This window comes from Paenibacillus sp. 79R4 (genome assembly GCF_013393165.1).
Taxonomy (GTDB): domain Bacteria; phylum Bacillota; class Bacilli; order Paenibacillales; family Paenibacillaceae; genus Fontibacillus.
The window spans coordinates 18,840-37,271 of record NZ_QJOT01000010.1 but is presented as its reverse complement, the minus strand read 5'-3'; the positions used below and the strand labels follow the sequence as shown (position 1 = coordinate 37,271).

At 50.9% G+C, this 18,432-nt stretch carries 15 protein-coding genes; 12 read left to right on the top strand and 3 right to left on the bottom strand.

From position 1 onward, the window contains the following. Nucleotide 1: 1 nt before the first annotated feature. A complete protein-coding gene (locus DMN77_RS15420) occupies nt 2-1,237 on the bottom strand; it encodes a nucleoside recognition domain-containing protein (RefSeq protein ID WP_179015609.1) in 1,236 nt (411 codons plus the stop codon). A 114-nt stretch (nt 1,238-1,351) separates the two neighbouring features. Between DMN77_RS15420 and DMN77_RS15415 the strand changes: the two genes are divergently transcribed. Further along, the gene (locus DMN77_RS15415) at nt 1,352-2,377 is read left to right on the top strand and encodes a SepM family pheromone-processing serine protease (protein WP_068780656.1); all 1,026 of its coding nucleotides are present in this window, start codon (nt 1,352-1,354) and stop codon (nt 2,375-2,377) included. Between the two features lie 275 nt (nt 2,378-2,652). Here DMN77_RS15415 and DMN77_RS15410 read toward each other — a convergent pair whose 3' ends face one another. Then, complete coding sequence (locus DMN77_RS15410) at nt 2,653-3,900, bottom strand: nucleotidyltransferase (protein ID WP_179015608.1); 1,248 nt, start codon at nt 3,898-3,900, stop codon at nt 2,653-2,655. Nucleotides 3,901-4,174: 274 nt separating this feature from the next. Here DMN77_RS15410 and DMN77_RS15405 point away from each other — a divergent pair, with 274 nt between their 5' ends. The 10 genes from DMN77_RS15405 (at nt 4,175) to rnc (ending at nt 12,830) form a co-directional block, all read left to right on the top strand. After that, complete coding sequence (locus DMN77_RS15405) at nt 4,175-4,690, top strand: YceD family protein (protein ID WP_179015607.1); 516 nt, start codon at nt 4,175-4,177, stop codon at nt 4,688-4,690. 142 nt (nt 4,691-4,832) lie between these two features. Next, complete coding sequence (rpmF, locus tag DMN77_RS15400; RefSeq protein WP_018750828.1) at nt 4,833-5,006, top strand: 50S ribosomal protein L32; 174 nt, start codon at nt 4,833-4,835, stop codon at nt 5,004-5,006. A 791-nt stretch (nt 5,007-5,797) separates the two neighbouring features. Further along, nucleotides 5,798-6,394: a transcription factor FapR gene (fapR, locus tag DMN77_RS15395; protein ID WP_179015606.1), complete on the top strand. Its 597-nt coding sequence runs from the start codon at nt 5,798-5,800 to the stop codon at nt 6,392-6,394. Beyond that, the gene (gene plsX / locus DMN77_RS15390; RefSeq protein WP_068780660.1) at nt 6,378-7,379 is read left to right on the top strand and encodes a phosphate acyltransferase PlsX; all 1,002 of its coding nucleotides are present in this window, start codon (nt 6,378-6,380) and stop codon (nt 7,377-7,379) included. Before fapR ends, plsX begins: the two co-directional genes overlap by 17 nt. After that, entirely contained in the window at nt 7,376-8,362 is a 987-nt protein-coding gene (locus DMN77_RS15385) for a beta-ketoacyl-ACP synthase III (protein WP_068780661.1), read from the top strand. Before plsX ends, DMN77_RS15385 begins: the two co-directional genes overlap by 4 nt. Before the next feature lie 243 nt (nt 8,363-8,605). After that, nucleotides 8,606-9,541, top strand: a complete 936-nt coding sequence (gene fabD / locus DMN77_RS15380) for an ACP S-malonyltransferase (protein WP_179015605.1) — start codon at nt 8,606-8,608, stop codon at nt 9,539-9,541. Between the two features lie 169 nt (nt 9,542-9,710). Continuing rightward, a complete protein-coding gene (gene fabG / locus DMN77_RS15375) occupies nt 9,711-10,460 on the top strand; it encodes a 3-oxoacyl-[acyl-carrier-protein] reductase (protein ID WP_068780663.1) in 750 nt (249 codons plus the stop codon). Nucleotides 10,461-10,527: 67 nt separating this feature from the next. Beyond that, entirely contained in the window at nt 10,528-10,761 is a 234-nt protein-coding gene (gene acpP, locus DMN77_RS15370) for an acyl carrier protein (protein WP_068780664.1), read from the top strand. Between the two features lie 125 nt (nt 10,762-10,886). Next, entirely contained in the window at nt 10,887-12,125 is a 1,239-nt protein-coding gene (gene fabF / locus DMN77_RS15365) for a beta-ketoacyl-ACP synthase II (protein WP_082790078.1), read from the top strand. A 12-nt stretch (nt 12,126-12,137) separates the two neighbouring features. Continuing rightward, nucleotides 12,138-12,830 carry a ribonuclease III gene (gene rnc / locus DMN77_RS15360; RefSeq protein ID WP_068780666.1) on the top strand — a complete coding sequence of 231 codons (693 nt, stop codon included), beginning with the start codon at nt 12,138-12,140 and terminating at the stop codon, nt 12,828-12,830. A gap of 267 nt (nt 12,831-13,097) precedes the next feature. Here the strand turns inward: rnc and DMN77_RS15355 are convergent, their stop codons facing one another. After that, nucleotides 13,098-14,519, bottom strand: coding sequence for a serine hydrolase domain-containing protein (locus tag DMN77_RS15355; protein ID WP_179015604.1), 1,422 nt, complete (start codon nt 14,517-14,519; stop codon nt 13,098-13,100). A 331-nt stretch (nt 14,520-14,850) separates the two neighbouring features. Between DMN77_RS15355 and smc the strand changes: the two genes are divergently transcribed. Beyond that, nucleotides 14,851-18,423: a chromosome segregation protein SMC gene (gene smc, locus DMN77_RS15350; protein ID WP_179015603.1), complete on the top strand. Its 3,573-nt coding sequence runs from the start codon at nt 14,851-14,853 to the stop codon at nt 18,421-18,423. Nucleotides 18,424-18,432 lie beyond the last annotated feature (9 nt).

Sequence of the window (18,432 nt, the reverse complement as noted above, 5' to 3'; positions counted from 1 at the left end):
CTTACTGGCGGCTGCTTCTTCTCCATGTAAGCGAGATAGCGGCGAAGAGGATAACGAGCAAGACCAATAACCACATAGACTTATGTAACGAGCCAGCCGCTAGCTGCCAGTTCGGAAGCGCTGCTTCCATCCGGCCTGTTAGCGGGTGGTTCATTTCCTTATAGGCGGGAAGGGCGCCTGGCAGTAGAGTAACAAGGGGGCGCCAAAGTATTAAAGTCAACACAAAGGCATAGGCCCCGTGAAGAATACGCTGGAGAATAAATCTGCGACCGCCGATTCCGACAGGCTTCAATACGGCCTGGACTTGAAGGAAAGAGCATATTCCGCTCCATCCTAACGCAGCGCCAAGCAAGGCGGCCAGCATGGGTTGTGAAAGGGTAAGCTTCGTAATCGCGTGCGTCCCCAGATGGATTTCCGCTGCTCCGGCAATGAGATAGGACAGGGCGGATGTCGGGAGAAACGAGTTGACGACGTGAATAATGACGGCAAAGATCAACATATAACCGCCAATGGTCATCAAGGTCTGAACTCCATTAGCGACGGAATCTCCCAGCAGCTTGCCGAAGCTGCGGCCATCCTCTTGCCTCGCCTGCTCCATTTTCCGCAGTGCCAGTTTTAGTCCGGTCTGCGGCCTGGATGGAGCTGTTTTGTTCAAAGGGTTCTGCTGCCCCATCCGGCGTTTCTCATGGTTGCTGGGCGCGGTATTACGCCAGAATTGGTTTAGCGTAAAAGCTGCTGCCAGGCCGGAGATCCAGTGAATACAGAGCAGCAACAAGCCAAGGTCCGGGTTATTCAGATAACCGGCTCCGATGACGACCATGATGAGCATCGGGCTGGCGAAATGAGCGGTAGCGGCCATTCTTTCGGCTTCGTCTGCTGTGATTCTCCTCTGTTTATATAGGGTTGCTGCTGCGGCAGCAGACGCTGGAAAACCGGCCGTCATCCCGAGCGGGAGAATCCAGCCGAAGGAGCCCGGAAGCTTGAGGATTCTGCGTGTGAAGGGCTCCAGAATAACGCCGAGTCCCTGAGGGAATCCGCCGGCAATGAGCATTTCAGATAGAACGAGAAAAGGCAAAATTGCCGGGAATACAACTCGCCACCAGAGAGACAGACCTTGCCCGGAGGCTTGAAAGGCCGGGCCGGGGGCAGCGACAATACAGATTACAAGTAGTATAGCAATAGCAGCAAACAGTATGGTTGAAGACATCTTGCCTGCGCTTCCCTGTTCGCGTTGCATAAGCGTTCACCTTCTTCATATGTATATGGAAATGGACGGCTAGTACTATGCATATGCTGGACAAGGGAACGGAAGACCAATGAGATATCAACCATGCTTGGAGGGGGATTACAAATGCGATCCAATAAATCGGTAGTCATCAAAGTAACTCTATACTTGATAACCCTGGTCGTTCTCGTATATGTAATGGTATATATGCCGACGCCCTATATGATTAATCAGCCCGGACTTGCAGAGGAGATCAAGCCGATGGTGAGTATTCCTGCCGCTGATCCGGAAGAAAAAGGCACATTCATGCTTACGACCGTGTCTGTCAGTTATGCGAATCTGGCGATGCTGGCGACCGCGCAATTTAATCGCAACGCCGAGGTTGTACGCAAGGAGCCGGATCGTAATGAAGAGGAATATGAGACGCAGCAGAAGTATTATATGAGCAGTTCGCAATCCAGTGCTATTATGGCGGCTTATCATCTAGCAAATATCGATTATGAGATTGTTCCGGAGTATGTATTTATTGTTGGTCTTTACAAGGCAGTTGCCCCTAAGGGCGATTTCCATCCGGGGGATATTATTCGCAAGGTTGAAGGCCAGCCGATTGGCAAGTTTGAGGATTTATCGGTATTGATGGCCGGGAAGAAACCTGGCGACCGGGTGAGCATCCAGTTGGAGCGCAAGAATAAGACTTTGGACGAACAGGTAGAGCTGATTGACATATCCGAGAACAAGGATGGGAGCAAAGCGGGGCTTGGCATCTCCATCGGCGAGGTGCGCAAGGTTGACCCTGCTGTAGAGGACCAGGAGGTCAAATTCATCGATACCCGCATTGGCGGCCCTTCTGCAGGTTTAATGTTCACCTTGGAGATATATAACCAGCTTACGCCAGGAGACCTGTCCAAAGGCTATCGGGTTGCCGGTACAGGGACGATTGCCGAGGACGGCACGGTTGGGGAAATCGGGGGAGTACAGTTCAAGATCGTTGCCGCCGAGAGGCAGCATGCCGACATCTTTTTTGTGCCGGTGAACAATTACGAAGTTGCCAAAGCGAAGGTCGATCAGATCGGCAGCAAGATGAAGCTGGTCAAGGTACAGACCGCGCAAGAAGCGCTGGAGTATTTGCAGCAGCTTGATCCAAAGGCTTGATTCTGGAAGGCCCGGTTGAATTCAAGATTCGAAGTCGAGCCTTCTTCATGAAGTCGCCTCGTGATCAAAAGTGGCTTTTTTGAATTACCAAGTAAAATGAAGGTTCAATAAAGCCGGTTTTCAGCACCGAGAAGGTTGGATGAAGCCAGGGAGTGAGGAGCGGAGCGTACGTCTTTTGTACGAGAGCCCCGGAAGGCCCGGTTGAATTCAAGATTCGAAGTCGAGCCTTCTTCATGAAGTTGCCTCGTGATCAAAAGTGGCTTTTTTGAATTACTTTAAAGTTTGATCGGGGGTTGGCGGTAGTCGCGGAACCAATCAACCCCCGTCCGCTCCGGCATAGCATTAGCATAGACGGCTGAAGCTCTAATATCGGCATCGAGCTGCGGATGAGACAGATCGGCAGCTCGAGTGATGATCGGGCGCTTGGCCGTCTTTTTCATCTTCTTCAACAGCTGCCGACCACGCTCGTTGAAGCCGAGAACTCGCAAGTAATGCGGTCCGGCGGATAAGACCTCGCGCGAACCCATTGGCCGTGTATGTCCAAGAAGTGTATGCATGAGTGTGCGCTGAAGCTTGGTATGGGTGTAGCGTTTGGTCTTTAATTGCTCTATCAGTTCGGTTACGGTTGCTTGCTCCAGCTTGGGCAAGATTTTGTGGATGCGGTGCTCCAGCCCTTCGTTCATCTCCGGATGACCGACCAGCTCCTCTGGCGTAGCCGAGAGGAGGCGGCTGAACAAGGGCTGGGAGAAGCGGTCCCAATCCAGCGGACCGCGGCCTGCCGCGAATTCACGCTGCAGAATCTCCAGCGTGAAGGGCGGCAGGTAGGCGGCGGCAGCGGCGAGCGAGCCGCCGCCAGAGATGAGCCGGCGCACGGCAGTGGCGCTGGCGATGCTGGCATCGCGCGGACTCTCGTCGCGATAGCCGGCCCCCTGGCGCTGCAAGGTGAGCGGCGTAATGCCGCTCTTAAGCCGCCGCAGCGCGATCAGGTAATGCAGCCCAAGCGAGTTGTTGGGCTGCTCCAGCAGCAGGCGGGCGGCGTCCACGTCGCCGCCCAGGCCGCCTGCGGCGGCGAAGGCGCGCGCGGCAGCAGCCGCGTAGGCGCGCGGGTAGCTCGCCCCGGTGGCGAGCTCCTCCGCGACCGCGGCCTTGAGCGCGCCGCTCTCGCTGGCGAGCAGCGCTGCCAGCTCGCCCAGGACCGGCAGCTCGCCCGACTCGCTGCCGAAGCACAGATGCGACACGACGCCGGTCGCATCCAGCAGCGCCGCCGCTCCGTGCGCGAACCACTCCGCCGGCCGCACCGCATACGACACTGGCAGCTCAAGCACCAGGTCGATGCCGAGATGCAGCGCCATTTCGGTTCGCGCCCATTTGTTCACGATCGCGGGCTCGCCGCGCTGCAGAAAATCGCCGCTCATTACCGCGACGGCCGTATCCGCATTCGCCAGCCGTTTGGCTTCGCGAAAATGATAGGCATGTCCGTTATGTAGTGGATTATATTCAACAATTAGTCCTACGGTATTCAAAGCCATCACCTTTTAGGTTAGAATAAGTGTTAGTCTTCTTAACTTTAAGTTTTTATTGGTTTAAATGTTATTCAATTAATAAAGAATATAACATATAGCCCCCGCAGTGTGCCTCCTTAGAGAAAGCGATGGTGAGCATTCTGTTTTTTTGCCAGTCAGAAGGTGACTCCAAGAGGGCAAGCCGCGTGAATTGAAGTTAAGGGAATACCGATTACAGTTGACAAAACTTAGCCTGGATCGGTATAATTATTTTTGTTTGTTTGGAGTGATACTCATGATTATTAATTTTCGTCAGATCTCTTCATCCGAAGCTCCGGTGGAGTTCCACCAGACATTGGATGTCGGTCATGTAGTTCAGGGACGGAAGGACATTACGGGGATTTCCCCATTGCAAGCTGAACTGCAGGCTGAGCCGGCAGGGGGCGGCGTTGTTCGCGTTACCGGGCGCTTATCGACGGAATTGGACATGTCCTGTTCCAGATGCTTGAAGCCACTCAAGCGTCGCGTGGATGTTCGATTTGAAGAAGCCTTCAAACAAAGTGACGAGGATAACGCTGAGCTGGATGAAGGAGAAGAGGATTTGGTGCTTGTATCCGGAGAACGTCTGGACCTAACACCTTATCTGGAGGAAGCGCTGCTGCTGGAACTTCCTTTTTCCGCCGTTTGTAAGGATACCTGCAAGGGATTATGTCCATCCTGCGGAAGTGATCTGAATGAACGGCAATGCGATTGCAATACGGAGCGGATTGATCCGCGGCTGGCTGCACTAGGCGACTTTTTCAAGAAGTAAGCAGGTAGAAAGTACGTCGTTAGACGTTTTTCTTATAATTTCCAGGAGAGATGATAGCCATCTCACAGGTTACCGTTTCTACTTGAAAGTGACATTATGAAAACACCGATGCAGGGTTTATTTGATAAGGAGGTGGAGAACCATGGCAGTACCTCAACGGAGAACGTCCAAGACGCGTCGCGACAAACGCCGTACGCATTTCAAATTGGCTGTGCCGGGCATGGTAAAATGTGAACAATGCGGAGAATTGAAGCTTGCTCACCACGTATGCAAAGTATGCGGAACATACAAATCGAGAGAAATTATTAACCAATAAAACTTGATTTCGTTAACGCAAAGTAGTACTTCATTTTGATGAAGTGCTACTTTTTTTGTTATTATAGAATAAACTCATGATCTGCTGAAGATCCGTTTTTAATTCTAACGAAACCTGGGATCGTTATTTGCCCGAAAATGGAGTCATAAAAATTCTAACGAAACAGGGTAACGCTATTTGCTATAAACAGTGCGTTTGGGGAAGGATTTTGCTTGAATAACGCTCCTGAGTTTCGTTAGAATCTGAAGGCTTGTATTTTCGCCATAATAAGGCTTCTGAGTTTCGTTAGAAGTTCAAGCTAAAAGAACACAAGTATTGCACAACATTACATATTTAATCCAACCTGGCAAGTGGCGGTGAAAACAACGGCTGGACCGGGCGAAATTGCCTCAGCTTGGAATTCTGCTTTCTTTTTGCGGTAAGTTGATTTATACTATTTTAGTACCAGGTTCTAAAATGGAGCGGATATTAATCTATAAGTAAGTGTTCGAAAAGACCCGGCTGAATTCAAGCTTCAAGGTTTCGAAGTTGGATCATTTCCTGTAACTTCGCTGTAGATATAGAATTTACTCGCATAGTATTACTCGCATAGTATTTACTCGCAACAACTATTACTTATAAATTGTTATATCGCAGGAAGAACTACCGGCGAATTGCGGTTGCTCAACCTTGTATGACTTCGAACGGTTTTCTTATCAAAGGCGGGCTTTTTGAACAATCTCTATAAGTGCAAGTTTACGTACTTTATATAATTGTAGCCATTCTGCAGGGGGGGATATCCAATCGAACGTTTGCCGAAAAAAGCGAGACAGCAGCAGCTTGTTAAATTAATTGAAGAGAATCCTTTCGTTACGGATCAGGAATTGACTCGGAAGTTGAAGGTCAGCATTCAGACGATTCGCTTGGATCGGATGGAGCTGGGCATTCCTGAGCTTAGGGAACGGATGAAGCAGATGGCAGAACGCTCTTACGACCAGGTTCGTTCTTTGCCGCTGCATGAGGTGATCGGGGAAATCGTTGATTTGCAGCTGGATAAGAGCGGGATCTCCATCTTCGAGATCCGTAATGAACATGTATTCTCAAGAACCGGCATTGCGCGCGGACACCATGTGTTTGCACAAGCAAATTCTCTAGCTGTCGCGGTCATCAATGATGAGATTGCCCTGACCTTCTCGGCGGACATCCGATTTATCAGATCGGTTCATTTAGGAGAGAAATGCATTGCCAAGGCTTACGTCCGTCCCTCTTCCGGGAATAAGGCCAAAGCCAAGGTTGAAGTGTTTACCTATGTCGGTGAGGAAATGGTATTTCAAGGAAACTTCGTCATTTACCGCTCGACCGGGGATGACAATCATGAAGGGGGAAACATACATGCGGATCGCCATTGATGCTATGGGCGGCGACTTTGCACCGGATAGTACTGTGAAGGGGGCAATGGACGCGGCCCGCGAATGGAGCGACACCGAGATTATACTTGTCGGGCATCAGGATCGTCTCAGACCGTTAATGTCGGAGGCCCCGGCCAATCTTATTCTTCATCATGCGGAAGATGTTATTGAAGCGGAGGACGAGCCGGTAAGAGCGGTTCGACGTAAAAAGGATGCTTCCATGGTCGTAGCGGGACGTCTTGTGCATGATAAAGAAGCTGATGCGATGATCTCTGCGGGAAATACGGGCGCGTTGATGACGACGGGTCTGCTCGTTGTCGGCAGAATGGAAGGAATCGAGCGTCCGGCCCTTGCTCCGATTATACCAACGATGGACGGCCGCGGTGTCCTGGCGCTGGATCTGGGCGCGAATATGGATGCCAAGCCAGAGCATTTGGCCCAGTATGCCTTGATGGGCAGTATTTATCGTGAGAAGGTGGCTGGAATCGCCAAGCCGCGCGTAGGCTTGCTTAATGTTGGGACCGAAGCGAAGAAGGGCAACGAGTTAACCAAAGCAGCTTATCCGCTTTTACAAGAATTGCCGATCCACTTTATCGGTAACGTAGAGGCTCGCGATGTGTTAACTGGCGCTTGCGACGTACTGGTCTGCGACGGGTTTGCCGGAAATATCCTGCTGAAATCCCTTGAAGGAACAGCTGGAGCGATGTTCTCTGTCTTGAAGCAAGAATTCACGAAGTCCCTGAAGAACAAGCTGGCAGCCGCTGTGCTGATGCCTTCCTTGCGTGGAATGAAGCAGATGATGGACTATAAGCAGCATGGCGGTGCGCCGTTGCTTGGGTTAAGCGGACTGGTTGTAAAAAGCCATGGCTCCTCGGATAGCGAAGCGATCAAGAATGGGGTCCGGCAAGCACGGCTGGCGATTGAGAGTCGGTTAACGGAGAGCATATCACAAGAAATTAGCGGGAAGAGAGTGGAGAGTATATGAAAATGCGTTCCGTAGGCATTATTGGAACCGGCAAATATGTTCCAGAGCGAGTGTTAACGAATGCGGATTTGGAGAAAATGGTGGATACCAACGACGAATGGATCGTATCCCGTACCGGAATTCGCGAGCGCCATATTGCGGCACCGGAGCAAGCGACTTCTGATTTGGCTTATGAAGCGGCGGTACGTGCGCTGAAGTCGGCGGGAATGACCGCGGATCAGCTTGAATTGATCATCGTTGCTACTATCACGCCGGATACTTCATTTCCGTCGACAGCTTGCATTTTGCAAGACAAACTGGGTGCCAAGCATGCGGCTGCTTTTGACTTATCTGCGGCTTGTTCTGGATTCGTATACAGTATGGCGACCGCTAATGGCTTTATTCAAACGGGAATGTACAAAAATGCACTCATTATCGGGGCGGATACCCTGTCCCGGATTACGGATTATACAGACCGCAACACCTGCGTCTTGTTTGGAGACGGAGCGGGTGCGGTTATCGTCGGAGAGGTGCCTGAAGGACGTGGCTTCCTGTCGTTTGATCTTGGCGCCGAAGGGGCTGGGGGCGACCTGCTGAAGCTGGCTGCCGGGGGATCTCGCCTGCCTGCCTCCGAAGCTACCGTTGAGGGGAAGCAGCACTATATCTATATGAACGGTCGCGAAGTATTCAAATTTGCCGTTCGGGTAATGGGGACGGCAACCGAAGAAGTATTGCGCAAAGCAGGCAAGACAAAAGAAGATATCGACCTATTCGTTCCACATCAGGCGAATATCCGCATCATTCAATCTGCGATGCAGCGGCTTGATTTGCCGGAAGAAAGATGCGTTATCAACGTCGACAAGTATGCCAATACATCGGCAGCATCTATTCCGCTTGCGCTTGTAGAAGCAGCAGAAGAGGGCCGGATCAAGGAAGGCGACACAGTTCTGCTCGTCGGCTTCGGTGGCGGCTTGACCTGGGGAGCGTCCGTCCTCGTCTGGTAATTGTGCTAAACCATAAAATCGCAGACAGAGATGAATAAGAGCTTAAGTTCAAAAAGGACGATTCTCAGCATCGAGAAGGCTAGACGAGCGAGTGCGCTACGCTGATGAAATTCGATATCGTAAGAAAAGGGGTCTTTGTATCGCAGTCACTTATTTTTGAGGTGGCTTCGATCAATTTTCTTACCAAATATGGCTTTTTGAACAATCTCTAGGAGCGAATAATAAGGAGTGCGGATAAATAAAATGGGAAAAATAGCGTTTGTTTTTCCGGGACAAGGTTCCCAGAGCGTCGGCATGGGTAAGGATCTGTTCGATCAATCCCCGGATGCTAGACGATTATTTGGGCTGGCGGATGCGAAGCTTGGCTTTCCGCTTAGCGAACTGATCTTTGAAGGCCCTGAGGATGAACTGAAGCAGACAGCCAATACGCAGCCTGCCCTGCTCACGACCAGTGTCGTCATGTATGAGGCTCTTGCCGCCAGAGGAATAAAGCCGGATTTTGTAGCCGGTCACAGCTTGGGGGAATACAGTGCGCTTACAGCTGCCGGTGTATTGTCATTTGAAGATGCCGTATCTATCGTTCGTGCCCGCGGCGAATTTATGGAACAGGCTGTTCCAGGTGGACAAGGGGCAATGGCGGCCGTGCTTGGCGGAGAACGCGAGGGCTTAGAGGGGCTATGTGCCGAAATTAGCAATGGCGGTCATCCGGTTGAGCTGGCCAACGTCAATTGCCCGGGACAGATCGTCGTATCTGGCAGCAAAGAAGGTGTTGGGCAAGTTGTAGAACGTGTAAAAGAAATCGGTGCGAAAAGGGCGATCCCGCTCGAAGTAAGCGGTCCGTTCCATTCCTCTCTGATGCGGGAGGCAGCGGAGCGTCTTAGCGGTAAGCTGGATAGTGTGTCCTTTCAGGATGCTTCTGTAGCGGTTGTCGCCAACGTAACGGCACGTCCGGTTCAACAGTCTGGGGAGATCAAGCAGCTGCTTGTGCAGCAAGTGTATTCTCCTGTGCTGTGGTCGGACAGTATTGCCTGGCTGATCGAGCAAGGTGTGGACACTTTTGTTGAATTGGGGCCAGGAAGGGTTCTAACCGGCCTGATTAAGAAAATCGACAAGACGGTTGCTTTGTACAATGTGAAAGATCTGGAAACGCTGGAGAAGACGATAGAAGCGCTGGGCTAAGAGAATGTTTAGCTTTAATGATCAGGAATAATATGCATATATTATAAAAAAATATTTGATTTACAATATTTTAGTTGATTTCTGTTAATAAAGATCGTATCATTGTTTCTCGTACTACGAGGAATCGTCCTGGAATGATCTGTTTTATCCTAGGAAAGGAGATGGATGTATGAGCCAATTGCTTGAAGGACAAACTGCACTTGTTACCGGCGCATCACGCGGGATCGGGCGCAGCATCGCTCTTGCTCTTGCTGGTGCCGGCGCTAATATCGCTGTGAATTATGCGGGCAACGAGGAAGCGGCTGCTAAAGTCGTGGCTGAGATTGAAGCGCTTGGAGTTAAGGCGTATGCGGTTAGAGGCCATGTCGGCGATAGCGAACAATTCGATGCCATGGTGAAAGGCGTTGTCGAAGCCTGGGGCCGAATTGATATTCTGGTGAATAATGCTGGAATTACTAGAGATAATTTGATCATGCGCATGAAGGAAGAAGAGTTCGATGAAGTGATCGCTACGAATCTCAAGGGTGTTTTCAACGGGATTAAATCTGTAACTCGTCCGATGATGAAGCAGCGCTCAGGCCGGATTATTAATATTTCCTCCGTAGTCGGCGTTTTAGGCAATGCTGGTCAAGCGAATTATGTAGCAGCTAAGGCTGGCGTAATTGGATTGACCAAGTCGGCGGCACGCGAGCTGGCTTCGCGCAATATTACTGTGAACTGTATCGCACCGGGGTTCATTGAGACCGATATGACGGATCAATTGCCGGAAGAGGTGCGGCAGGGCATGCTGGGGAATATTCCGCTGGCGCGTCTTGGACAGCCAGAGGAGATTGCTAAGGTGGCTGTGTTCCTCGCTTCGGAGAGCGCGTCCTATATGACAGGACAGACGCTGCACGTGGATGGCGGAATGTATATGTAATTTGCTTCTTCCTTCTATGGCTTTTTAACTTAGATTCTCGTATAATACCAAAGAGGAGGTGAACCGGATGTCCGATGTATTTGATCGCGTAAAACGCATTGTAGTGGATCGCCTCGGCGCTGATGAAGCCGAAGTAACGCTTGAAGCGTCTTTCAAAGATGACTTGGGTGCTGATTCCCTTGATGTGGTTGAACTTGTTATGGAATTAGAAGATGAGTTCGATCTGGAAATTTCAGACGAAGATGCAGAGAAGATTACGACTGTAGGTGAAGTTGTTAACTACATACAATCTCATACCTAATGTCATGACAAAGTCCCGTACCTCCTTTCAAGCAGGCGGGACTTCTCCTCTTCTATTGCATTTTATGATTGTATTTGAACATGTAAATTGAATTTACACATGAAGTCTATATGAGGTGAGTGTGTTTGAAACATAGAGTAGTCATAACCGGTATGGGCTCTGTTACAGCCCTTGGCAGCGATTTGGATACGCTCTGGAATAACTTGATTCAAGGTAAATCCGGGGTGTCGCAAATTGAGTCTTTTGATGTCAGTGAATATACGACGCGAATTGCCGCTTCGGTTAAGGATTTCAATCCTGAGGATTATATGGACCGCAAGGATGCGCGCAAGATGGATCGTTTCGTCCAGTTTGCTGTTGCTGCTGCCAGCCGCGCGATGGCCGACAGTGGTCTGAACATTGCTGAAGATACGGACCCGGAACGGGTTGGTGTCATGATCGGTTCAGGGATCGGCGGCCTGGGAACCTGGGAAGATCAACATTCCATTTTGCTGGAGAAAGGTCCTAGGCGGGTTAGCCCGTTCTTCATTCCGATGATGATTGCGAACATGGCTTCCGGTCAGGTATCGATTACGTTCGGCGCGAAGGGACCTAACAGCACTGCGGTGACTGCGTGCGCGACCGGAACTCATTCCATCGGCGATTCGTACAAGCTGATCAAATATGGCGATGCTGATGTGATGATTTGCGGCGGCGCGGAAGCAACGATCCGTCCAACCGGACTTGCCGGATTCTGTTCCATGCGAGCGATGTCAACCCGTAATGATGATCCTGCGAAAGCGAGCCGCCCGTTTGATGCTGAGCGCGACGGTTTTGTTATGGGTGAAGGGTCCGGCGTATTGATCCTGGAGTCACTCGAGCATGCTCAGAAGCGCGGAGCCAAAATTTACGGCGAGGTTATCGGTTACGGCCTGAGCGGAGACGCTTACCATATGACTGAACCGAACCCGGAGGGTCCGGAGCGTTGTATGAAGATGGCGATTCGTGATGCTGATATCGATCCGAGTGAAATTGATTATATTAATGCACATGGTACTTCTACCCCTGTCGGCGACAAGTCGGAGACGATCGCTATTAAGCGAGCGCTTGGCGATCATGCTTATAAAGTGGCGATCAGCTCGACCAAATCGATGACAGGCCATCTGCTCGGTGCGGCAGGCGGCGTGGAAGCGGTAATCTGCGGATTAACGCTTCAGTATGGAATGATCGCGCCAACGATTAATTTAGAGCATCCGGATCCAGAATGCGATCTGGATTACGTCCCTAATGAAGCAAGACAGGCGGATGTTAGAATTGCTATGTCTAACTCTTTCGGATTTGGCGGCCATAATGCCACCATTATTCTGAAGAAATTCGAAGCATAAGGGGTCAGTCAGTTGAGTGGAGATTTAAAGCAATTACAGCACAAACTTCAACTGGTATTTCATAATAAGCAGTTATTACGACAGGCTTTTACCCATGCATCTTATGTGAATGAGCATCGCTTCAATCAGCACGAGGACAACGAGCGCCTGGAGTTTCTGGGCGACGCTGTCCTTGAGCTGACGGTGTCGGAACACTTATATCGCTTGTTTCCGGACCGTCCTGAAGGCGAGCTTACGAAGCTTCGGGCAGCCATTGTCTGCGAGCCGTCGTTAGTACGGTTTGCAGAACGCCTGGAGTTCGGGAAATACGTATTGCTTGGCAAAGGGGAGGAAATGACGGGCGGACGAACCCGTCCTGCTTTGCTGGCAGACGTATTTGAATCTTTTGTAGGAGCTCTGTATTTGGATCAGGGCCTGGAGGCGGTCACCGCTTTTTTGCATCGCTACATCTTCACGCAAATCGTGTTTGACGGGAAGCTTCAGACCACCGACTATAAAACGGAGCTTCAGGAATTAACCCAGCATCATAATATGGGAGCCTTGGAGTACCGGATTGTTGAAGAAAGAGGCCCGGCGCATGAACGCGAATTCGTCTCCGAAGTCTGGATGGACGGACGCAGTTTAGGGCGCGGGACCGGTAGGTCGAAGAAGGAGGCCGAGCAGCAGGCAGCGCAAGTCGCGCTGGAGCAGCTACGGCGGGTTTAACTGAAAAAAATAAGAATAAGAGTTCAAAAAGGTCGGTTTTCACATCGAAGCCTATGCTTGCGGTGTGCGTTTTTTCAAAACGCTTCAGTTGAATGAAGTTATGATTCACTTCGTGATCAAAAGCGGACTTTTTGAACTACTTCGAAGGGGCTTCCTATTACCATCTTTATGGCAACTGGAAAGCCCCTATTCTTTTGAATCTGATCTATATTTTGTCCGGCAGCATAATCTGATCTATATTTTGTCCGGCAGCATAATCTGATCTGGTTAACCCGCGATGAATTGACGAATATCTCTCATCATCGTTAGAGTATCCACACCGCCATGGTTGCTGAGCAGAATAATGGTGATTCCGCCGCCTGCTTCGCGCGATATACCGGTTGAATAGCCGGTGCCGCTGCCGTTGTGGAATACAATCTTCCGGTCCGCCGTCTGATCGATCATCCATCCGTATCCATAGTTCTTATAAGAATAGGGCGTGAACAGCTTGTTCAGCGAATCCTGATTCAATAGTTCGGTTGTATTTAGAGCGGCGTCCCATTTTAATAAATCATCAACAGTGGAGTATATTCCTCCGGAGCCGGGCTGTGTATAATAGGTGCCGGCAAGCGACCACTGATCGGATTTGGATACATAACCTTTGATTACCCGCGTGTGTTGATCCGCGATTCCGCTGTCTGCCATGTGAAGAGGGCCGATGAGATGGCTTTGAATGAAATCGGCGTAGCTCATGCCTGATACGAGTTCAACAATACGACCAAGCAGCATATAGCCGCTGTTGCTGTATTTAAAATCGGCACCGGGGGCAAAGGCGAGCGGCTTGCTTTTGATGGCCTCAATGGTCTGTTCTAATGTTAAACCTGCGGTACGGGGGAAATTGGAGGTCAGGCCAGACGTATGCGATAGCAGCATATGCAGCGTGATCTCGTCTCCTTGCGGAAACCCGGGGATGTACGATTCCAGCGTATCATCCAGCTGCAGCTTGCCGTCCTCAGCCAGCTTCATAACGGCAGCGGCGGTGAAGGCTTTGGTTAAGGAAGCGATTCTGGTCTGGTCATCCGGCGTGATCAGCTTGTCAGGACCGTTAAGGCCGTAGCCTTTACGCAGCAAAACTTGTCCATGATCAGCAATGAGTGCGATACCTGAAAACTGCTGGCGCACTAAATATTCCTCGGCTTTATTCGCAGCATCCGTGATGACCGTGCTATGATCCGGAAGCAGGTTGATTTGGCGAAGCGGGTTGGAAGAGGAGGTAACCTTTGCTCCCAGCGTCTCCGCAAGGGTTCGCAGCGGAACCATCGTAGCGCCATTATGCAATAGCGAAGCGGCTGGCGCCTGTAACTGAGCATAGCCATTAATAGTGAAATAACGAGTCTCCGGACGATGGTCGACAATATCCCCGTGAATCCGTATTTCGGTGGTCCGTTTGTTCTTGTTCCACTTGACCTCTGCGCCCAATTGCTCGGCTGCTTCCCGAAGCGGGACATAGGTAGTACCTTGGTAGACGAATGGGCTGGCGCTCGTCCAGGCTAACGGACTGCCACTCAGCAGGATCTCCGGGGCTGCCGTCGCTTTTGTTATCACGCTGCTCAGGGCGTAGGCAGGAGAAGCGGCTGCGGACAGCGAACCGATAAGGAGCGAGGAGATTGCAAATGGAAGTAGAATAGCGCGTCTTATAGACTTATTCATTAGGTGTCTCCTTTGTCAAATCTAGGTTGTCTATCAGACTAGCAAACCTGCCGGAAGATTTCAAGATGAACTCAACTCTCTTAATGAATTAATATAGCTATAAAATACGTAGCGACGTTGCTGCGCTGATATTTTATTTCGTAGTTATATATCGTAGGAAGATTCATTTAACAGCGCGGTTGCTCCTCCTTGAATTAGCGGCGGTTGATTTTTTTATCATAGGCTGGACTTTTTTGAACATCCTCTGCAGAGCCTGTCCCCATGCCTTTTGTCCTTCTGTCCCAGGGGCTTTGTGTATGTTACAATAGTCGTTAGAGGTGATCGTGAACGTATGTTTTTGAAACGAATTGAATTAGCAGGTTTTAAATCATTTGCCGACAAGACGGAGATGGAATTCGTCCGCGGCATTACCGCTGTAGTAGGGCCGAATGGCAGCGGGAAGAGCAATATCCCCGACGGGATTCGCTGGGTGCTTGGAGAGCAAAGCGCCAAATCCCTGCGCGGCGGTAAGATGGAGGATATCATCTTTGCCGGCAGTGATGCGCGTAAAGCGGTGAATTATGGCGAGGTTTCCCTGACACTGGACAATGGCGACCATGCCTTGCCGCTCGATTTTAGCGAGGTTACCGTAACGCGGCGGGTCCACCGCAGTGGGGAAAGTGAATATTTGATCAATAAGCAAACCTGCCGGTTAAAGGATATCACCGAGCTGTTCATGGATACCGGGATCGGGAAGGAAGCCTATTCGATTATCGGACAAGGACGGATCGAGGAGATTCTGAGTACACGTTCTGAGGATCGCCGTGGTATCTTCGAGGAGGCCTCCGGAATTGTTAAGTATAAGAACCGCAAGCGTGATGCAAAGCGGAAATTGGATGATACCGAGCAGAACCTGCTGAGAATTCACGATCTGGTCAGTGAACTGGAGGATCAAATCGGACCGTTGAAGGAGCAATCCGAGAAGGCATTAAAATATAAACAATTACGCGATTCGCTTAAAAATATAGAAATCTCCTTATATGTACATCAAATCGAGCAGATTCATGAATCGTGGAGCGTTACAAATGATAGATTGGGTGAGCTAAAAGAGGAAGAGCTTGCCTTGTCTACAGTCGTATCGGCCCATGATGCGAAGCTTGAGAGCGATCGACTGGCGCTGCGCCAGGTTGAGGACAAGATTGAGATTTTGCAGAATCAGTTGCTTGAAAATAGTGAAAAATACGAGAAGAGTGAAGGCTTTGGCGAGGTTCTGAAAGAGCGAGCCAAGAACTTGACGCAGAATCGGGAGCAGCTCGAGCAATCGCTGGCTGCAAGCGAGGAGCGCTACGCACAGCGCGAAGCTGAAATGAAGCAGTTGGCTGAGAAATTTGCCGCGGCAGAGCGGCAGTTAACCGAGCTTCGTGATGAACTGCAGTCTGAGGAAGTGAAGCTGATCGGGGTTACCGGCGGGATAAGCCAAGAGCAGGAGGAAGGCCTGAAAGGCCAGCTGCTCGAGATCATGAACCAGATGGCCGGGATGCGTAATGAGATTCGCTACAATGATCAGCAGAAGGAAGCTGTGCAGCGTAGAATGCAGCGCTCGGAAGAAGAAGGAACCAAGTGGAGCGAGCAACTGGAGCAGCTCAAAGGCAAGAAGACTCTATTGGAGAATACGCTTCAGCAATTAGGGACGGAAATCGCTGATCTGCGCGGCAAGTACATTACAGAAAGTGAACGCTGCCAGTCCCTGCATCGGCTGGTTGAGGAAAGCCAGAGCGGAATCCGTAAATGGGAGCAGAAGCGTGAAGGACTCGTCTCGCGCCGCGATACGATGAAGGAGATGGAGGATGACTTTGACGGCTTTGCCCTTGGGGTTAAGGAAGTACTTAAGGCCTCACGCAAGTCGGTGCTTCATGGGGTTCATGGTGCGGTAGCTGAATTAATCCGCGTGCCAGAGAAGCTGGAAATTGCTGTCGAGACGGCGCTCGGAGCAGCGATGCAGCATATCGTCATGGAGAATGAAGCTGTATCGCGCCAGGCCATTGCATTCCTGAAGCAGCGCCAGCTGGGCAGAGCGACATTCCTGCCGCGCGATGTTATCCGCCCAAGGCAGATCTCAGCGGCGGACAAGCGGTTAATGGAGGACGCTGAAGGGTTTGTAGGCATCGGAGCTGAATTGGTAGGTTACGATTCAGCGTATAACAATATTGTTGGCAGCCTGCTTGGCAATGTAGTATTTGCCAGTGATCTGGAGCGGGCCAATAAGATGGCAGCTCGCTGCCAGTATCGCTTCCGGATCGTTACGCTGGAGGGCGACGTCGTAAATGCAGGCGGTTCGATGACCGGGGGCAGCCAGCATCGCAAGAACAGCAACCTGCTGGGACGCAAGCGCCAGCTCGATCAGCTGGCTACCGACATTCGTGAAGCCGATGACATGCTGGACAAGCTGCGCAAAGGGCTGGCTGATGTACGTGAGCAGGTAACTGCGTCGGAGCAATCGCTAGAGAAGCTGCGTGAAGCTGGAGACCATAAACGGACTGAGGAGCAGTCCGTTGCCAGCGATATGAAGCAAATTGAGCATGAATGGAGACATGTATCCGAGCAATTCGAGCTGTATGGCCAGGAGAAAGGCCATTATCTGAAAGAGCTCGAAGAGCTGGAGCAGGCTAAAGTTCAGGCGGAAGCGAAGCTGGTTGAGCTGGAGAAGGAAGAGCAGCGTGTGCAGCAATCGATCCAGGCGGCTGAGTATGCTCGCAAAGCCAATGAATCCGCGAAGGAAGAACTTCAGGACCGCTTGACCGGACTGAAGGTTCGTGAAGGCAAGCTGGATCAGGAATGCTTCTCTATAAGAGAGCAATTGCGGCGTTCCGAGGAAGATTGCAGCATTCTCAAGCGTGAATTGGAGCAAAACCGCAGTATTTTGCAGTCGATTGTGGCAGACTTAGAGAAGAACATACATCAGAGCTCCACGCAGCGTGAAGAGCTGAATGAGTATAAATTAAAGAAGGAACGCGCCGGAGAACAGCTTGAGCTGGAGAGAGCATCACGGGTTGTGCTCGTCAAGAAGCTGTCGGATGGCGAGAATGAGACCAAAGAACAGCGCCTGGCCTTGAAGTCGGTGGAAGAGAAGCTGCGTCAGACGGAAATTCAGGCCAATCGACTTGATGTTGAGCTGGAGAATATTCTGAACAAGCTAAGCGATGATTATGAGCTGAGCTATGAGATGGCGAAGCAGCGTTATCCAATTCCGGAGGATGTACCGGCAGCGCAGGCCGAAGCGAAGGAATTGAAGCGGCAGATCACCTTGCTTGGGGAGGTTAACCTCGGGGCGATTGAAGAATACAATCGCGTCAATGAGCGTTACCAGTTCCTCACCGAGCAGAAGAATGACCTGGTCGAAGCGAAAGCGACCTTGTATCAAGTCATTCAGGAGATGGATGAAGAGATGTCAAAGCGCTTCAAGTTGACCTTTGATGCGATCAGACGCGAGTTCAGCATCGTGTTCACGAAGCTGTTTGGCGGTGGACGTGCGGACCTGCAGCTGCTCGACCCGAGCAATCTGCTTGAGACGGGCATCGATATAGTCGCTCAGCCTCCGGGCAAGAAGCTGCAGAACCTGCAGCTCCTATCCGGGGGAGAGCGGGCGCTTACAGCGATGGCGCTGCTGTTTGCTATTTTACAGGTTAAGCCAGTTCCGTTCTGCGTGCTTGATGAGGTTGAGGCTGCGCTGGATGAAGCTAACGTTATTCGCTTCGCACAATATTTGCGCGAATTTTCCGAGCAGACGCAGTTTATCGTCGTAACGCACCGCAAGGGGACGATGGAAGAGGCGGATGTGCTCTACGGCGTGACGATGGAGGAAGGCGGCGTATCCAAGCTTGTCTCCGTGAAGCTGGATGATGAGGATACTGTAGAAATCGCCTAACATAGGTCA

What these genes read in the sequence shown, in the direction of transcription:
- DMN77_RS15405 (WP_179015607.1), top strand. Translation starts at nt 4,175, where the DNA reads ATGATTATTAATTTTCGTCAGATCTCTTCATCCGAAGCTCCGGTGGAG.
- DMN77_RS15355 (WP_179015604.1), bottom strand. Translation starts at nt 14,519, where the DNA reads ATGAATAAGTCTATAAGACGCGCTATTCTACTTCCATTTGCAATCTCC.
- DMN77_RS15420 (WP_179015609.1), bottom strand. Translation starts at nt 1,237, where the DNA reads ATGCAACGCGAACAGGGAAGCGCAGGCAAGATGTCTTCAACCATACTG.
- rpmF (WP_018750828.1), top strand. Translation starts at nt 4,833, where the DNA reads ATGGCAGTACCTCAACGGAGAACGTCCAAGACGCGTCGCGACAAACGC.
- DMN77_RS15385 (WP_068780661.1), top strand. Translation starts at nt 7,376, where the DNA reads ATGAAAATGCGTTCCGTAGGCATTATTGGAACCGGCAAATATGTTCCA.
- fabD (WP_179015605.1), top strand. Translation starts at nt 8,606, where the DNA reads ATGGGAAAAATAGCGTTTGTTTTTCCGGGACAAGGTTCCCAGAGCGTC.
- DMN77_RS15415 (WP_068780656.1), top strand. Translation starts at nt 1,352, where the DNA reads ATGCGATCCAATAAATCGGTAGTCATCAAAGTAACTCTATACTTGATA.
- plsX (WP_068780660.1), top strand. Translation starts at nt 6,378, where the DNA reads ATGCGGATCGCCATTGATGCTATGGGCGGCGACTTTGCACCGGATAGT.
- smc (WP_179015603.1), top strand. Translation starts at nt 14,851, where the DNA reads ATGTTTTTGAAACGAATTGAATTAGCAGGTTTTAAATCATTTGCCGAC.
- acpP (WP_068780664.1), top strand. Translation starts at nt 10,528, where the DNA reads ATGTCCGATGTATTTGATCGCGTAAAACGCATTGTAGTGGATCGCCTC.
- fabG (WP_068780663.1), top strand. Translation starts at nt 9,711, where the DNA reads ATGAGCCAATTGCTTGAAGGACAAACTGCACTTGTTACCGGCGCATCA.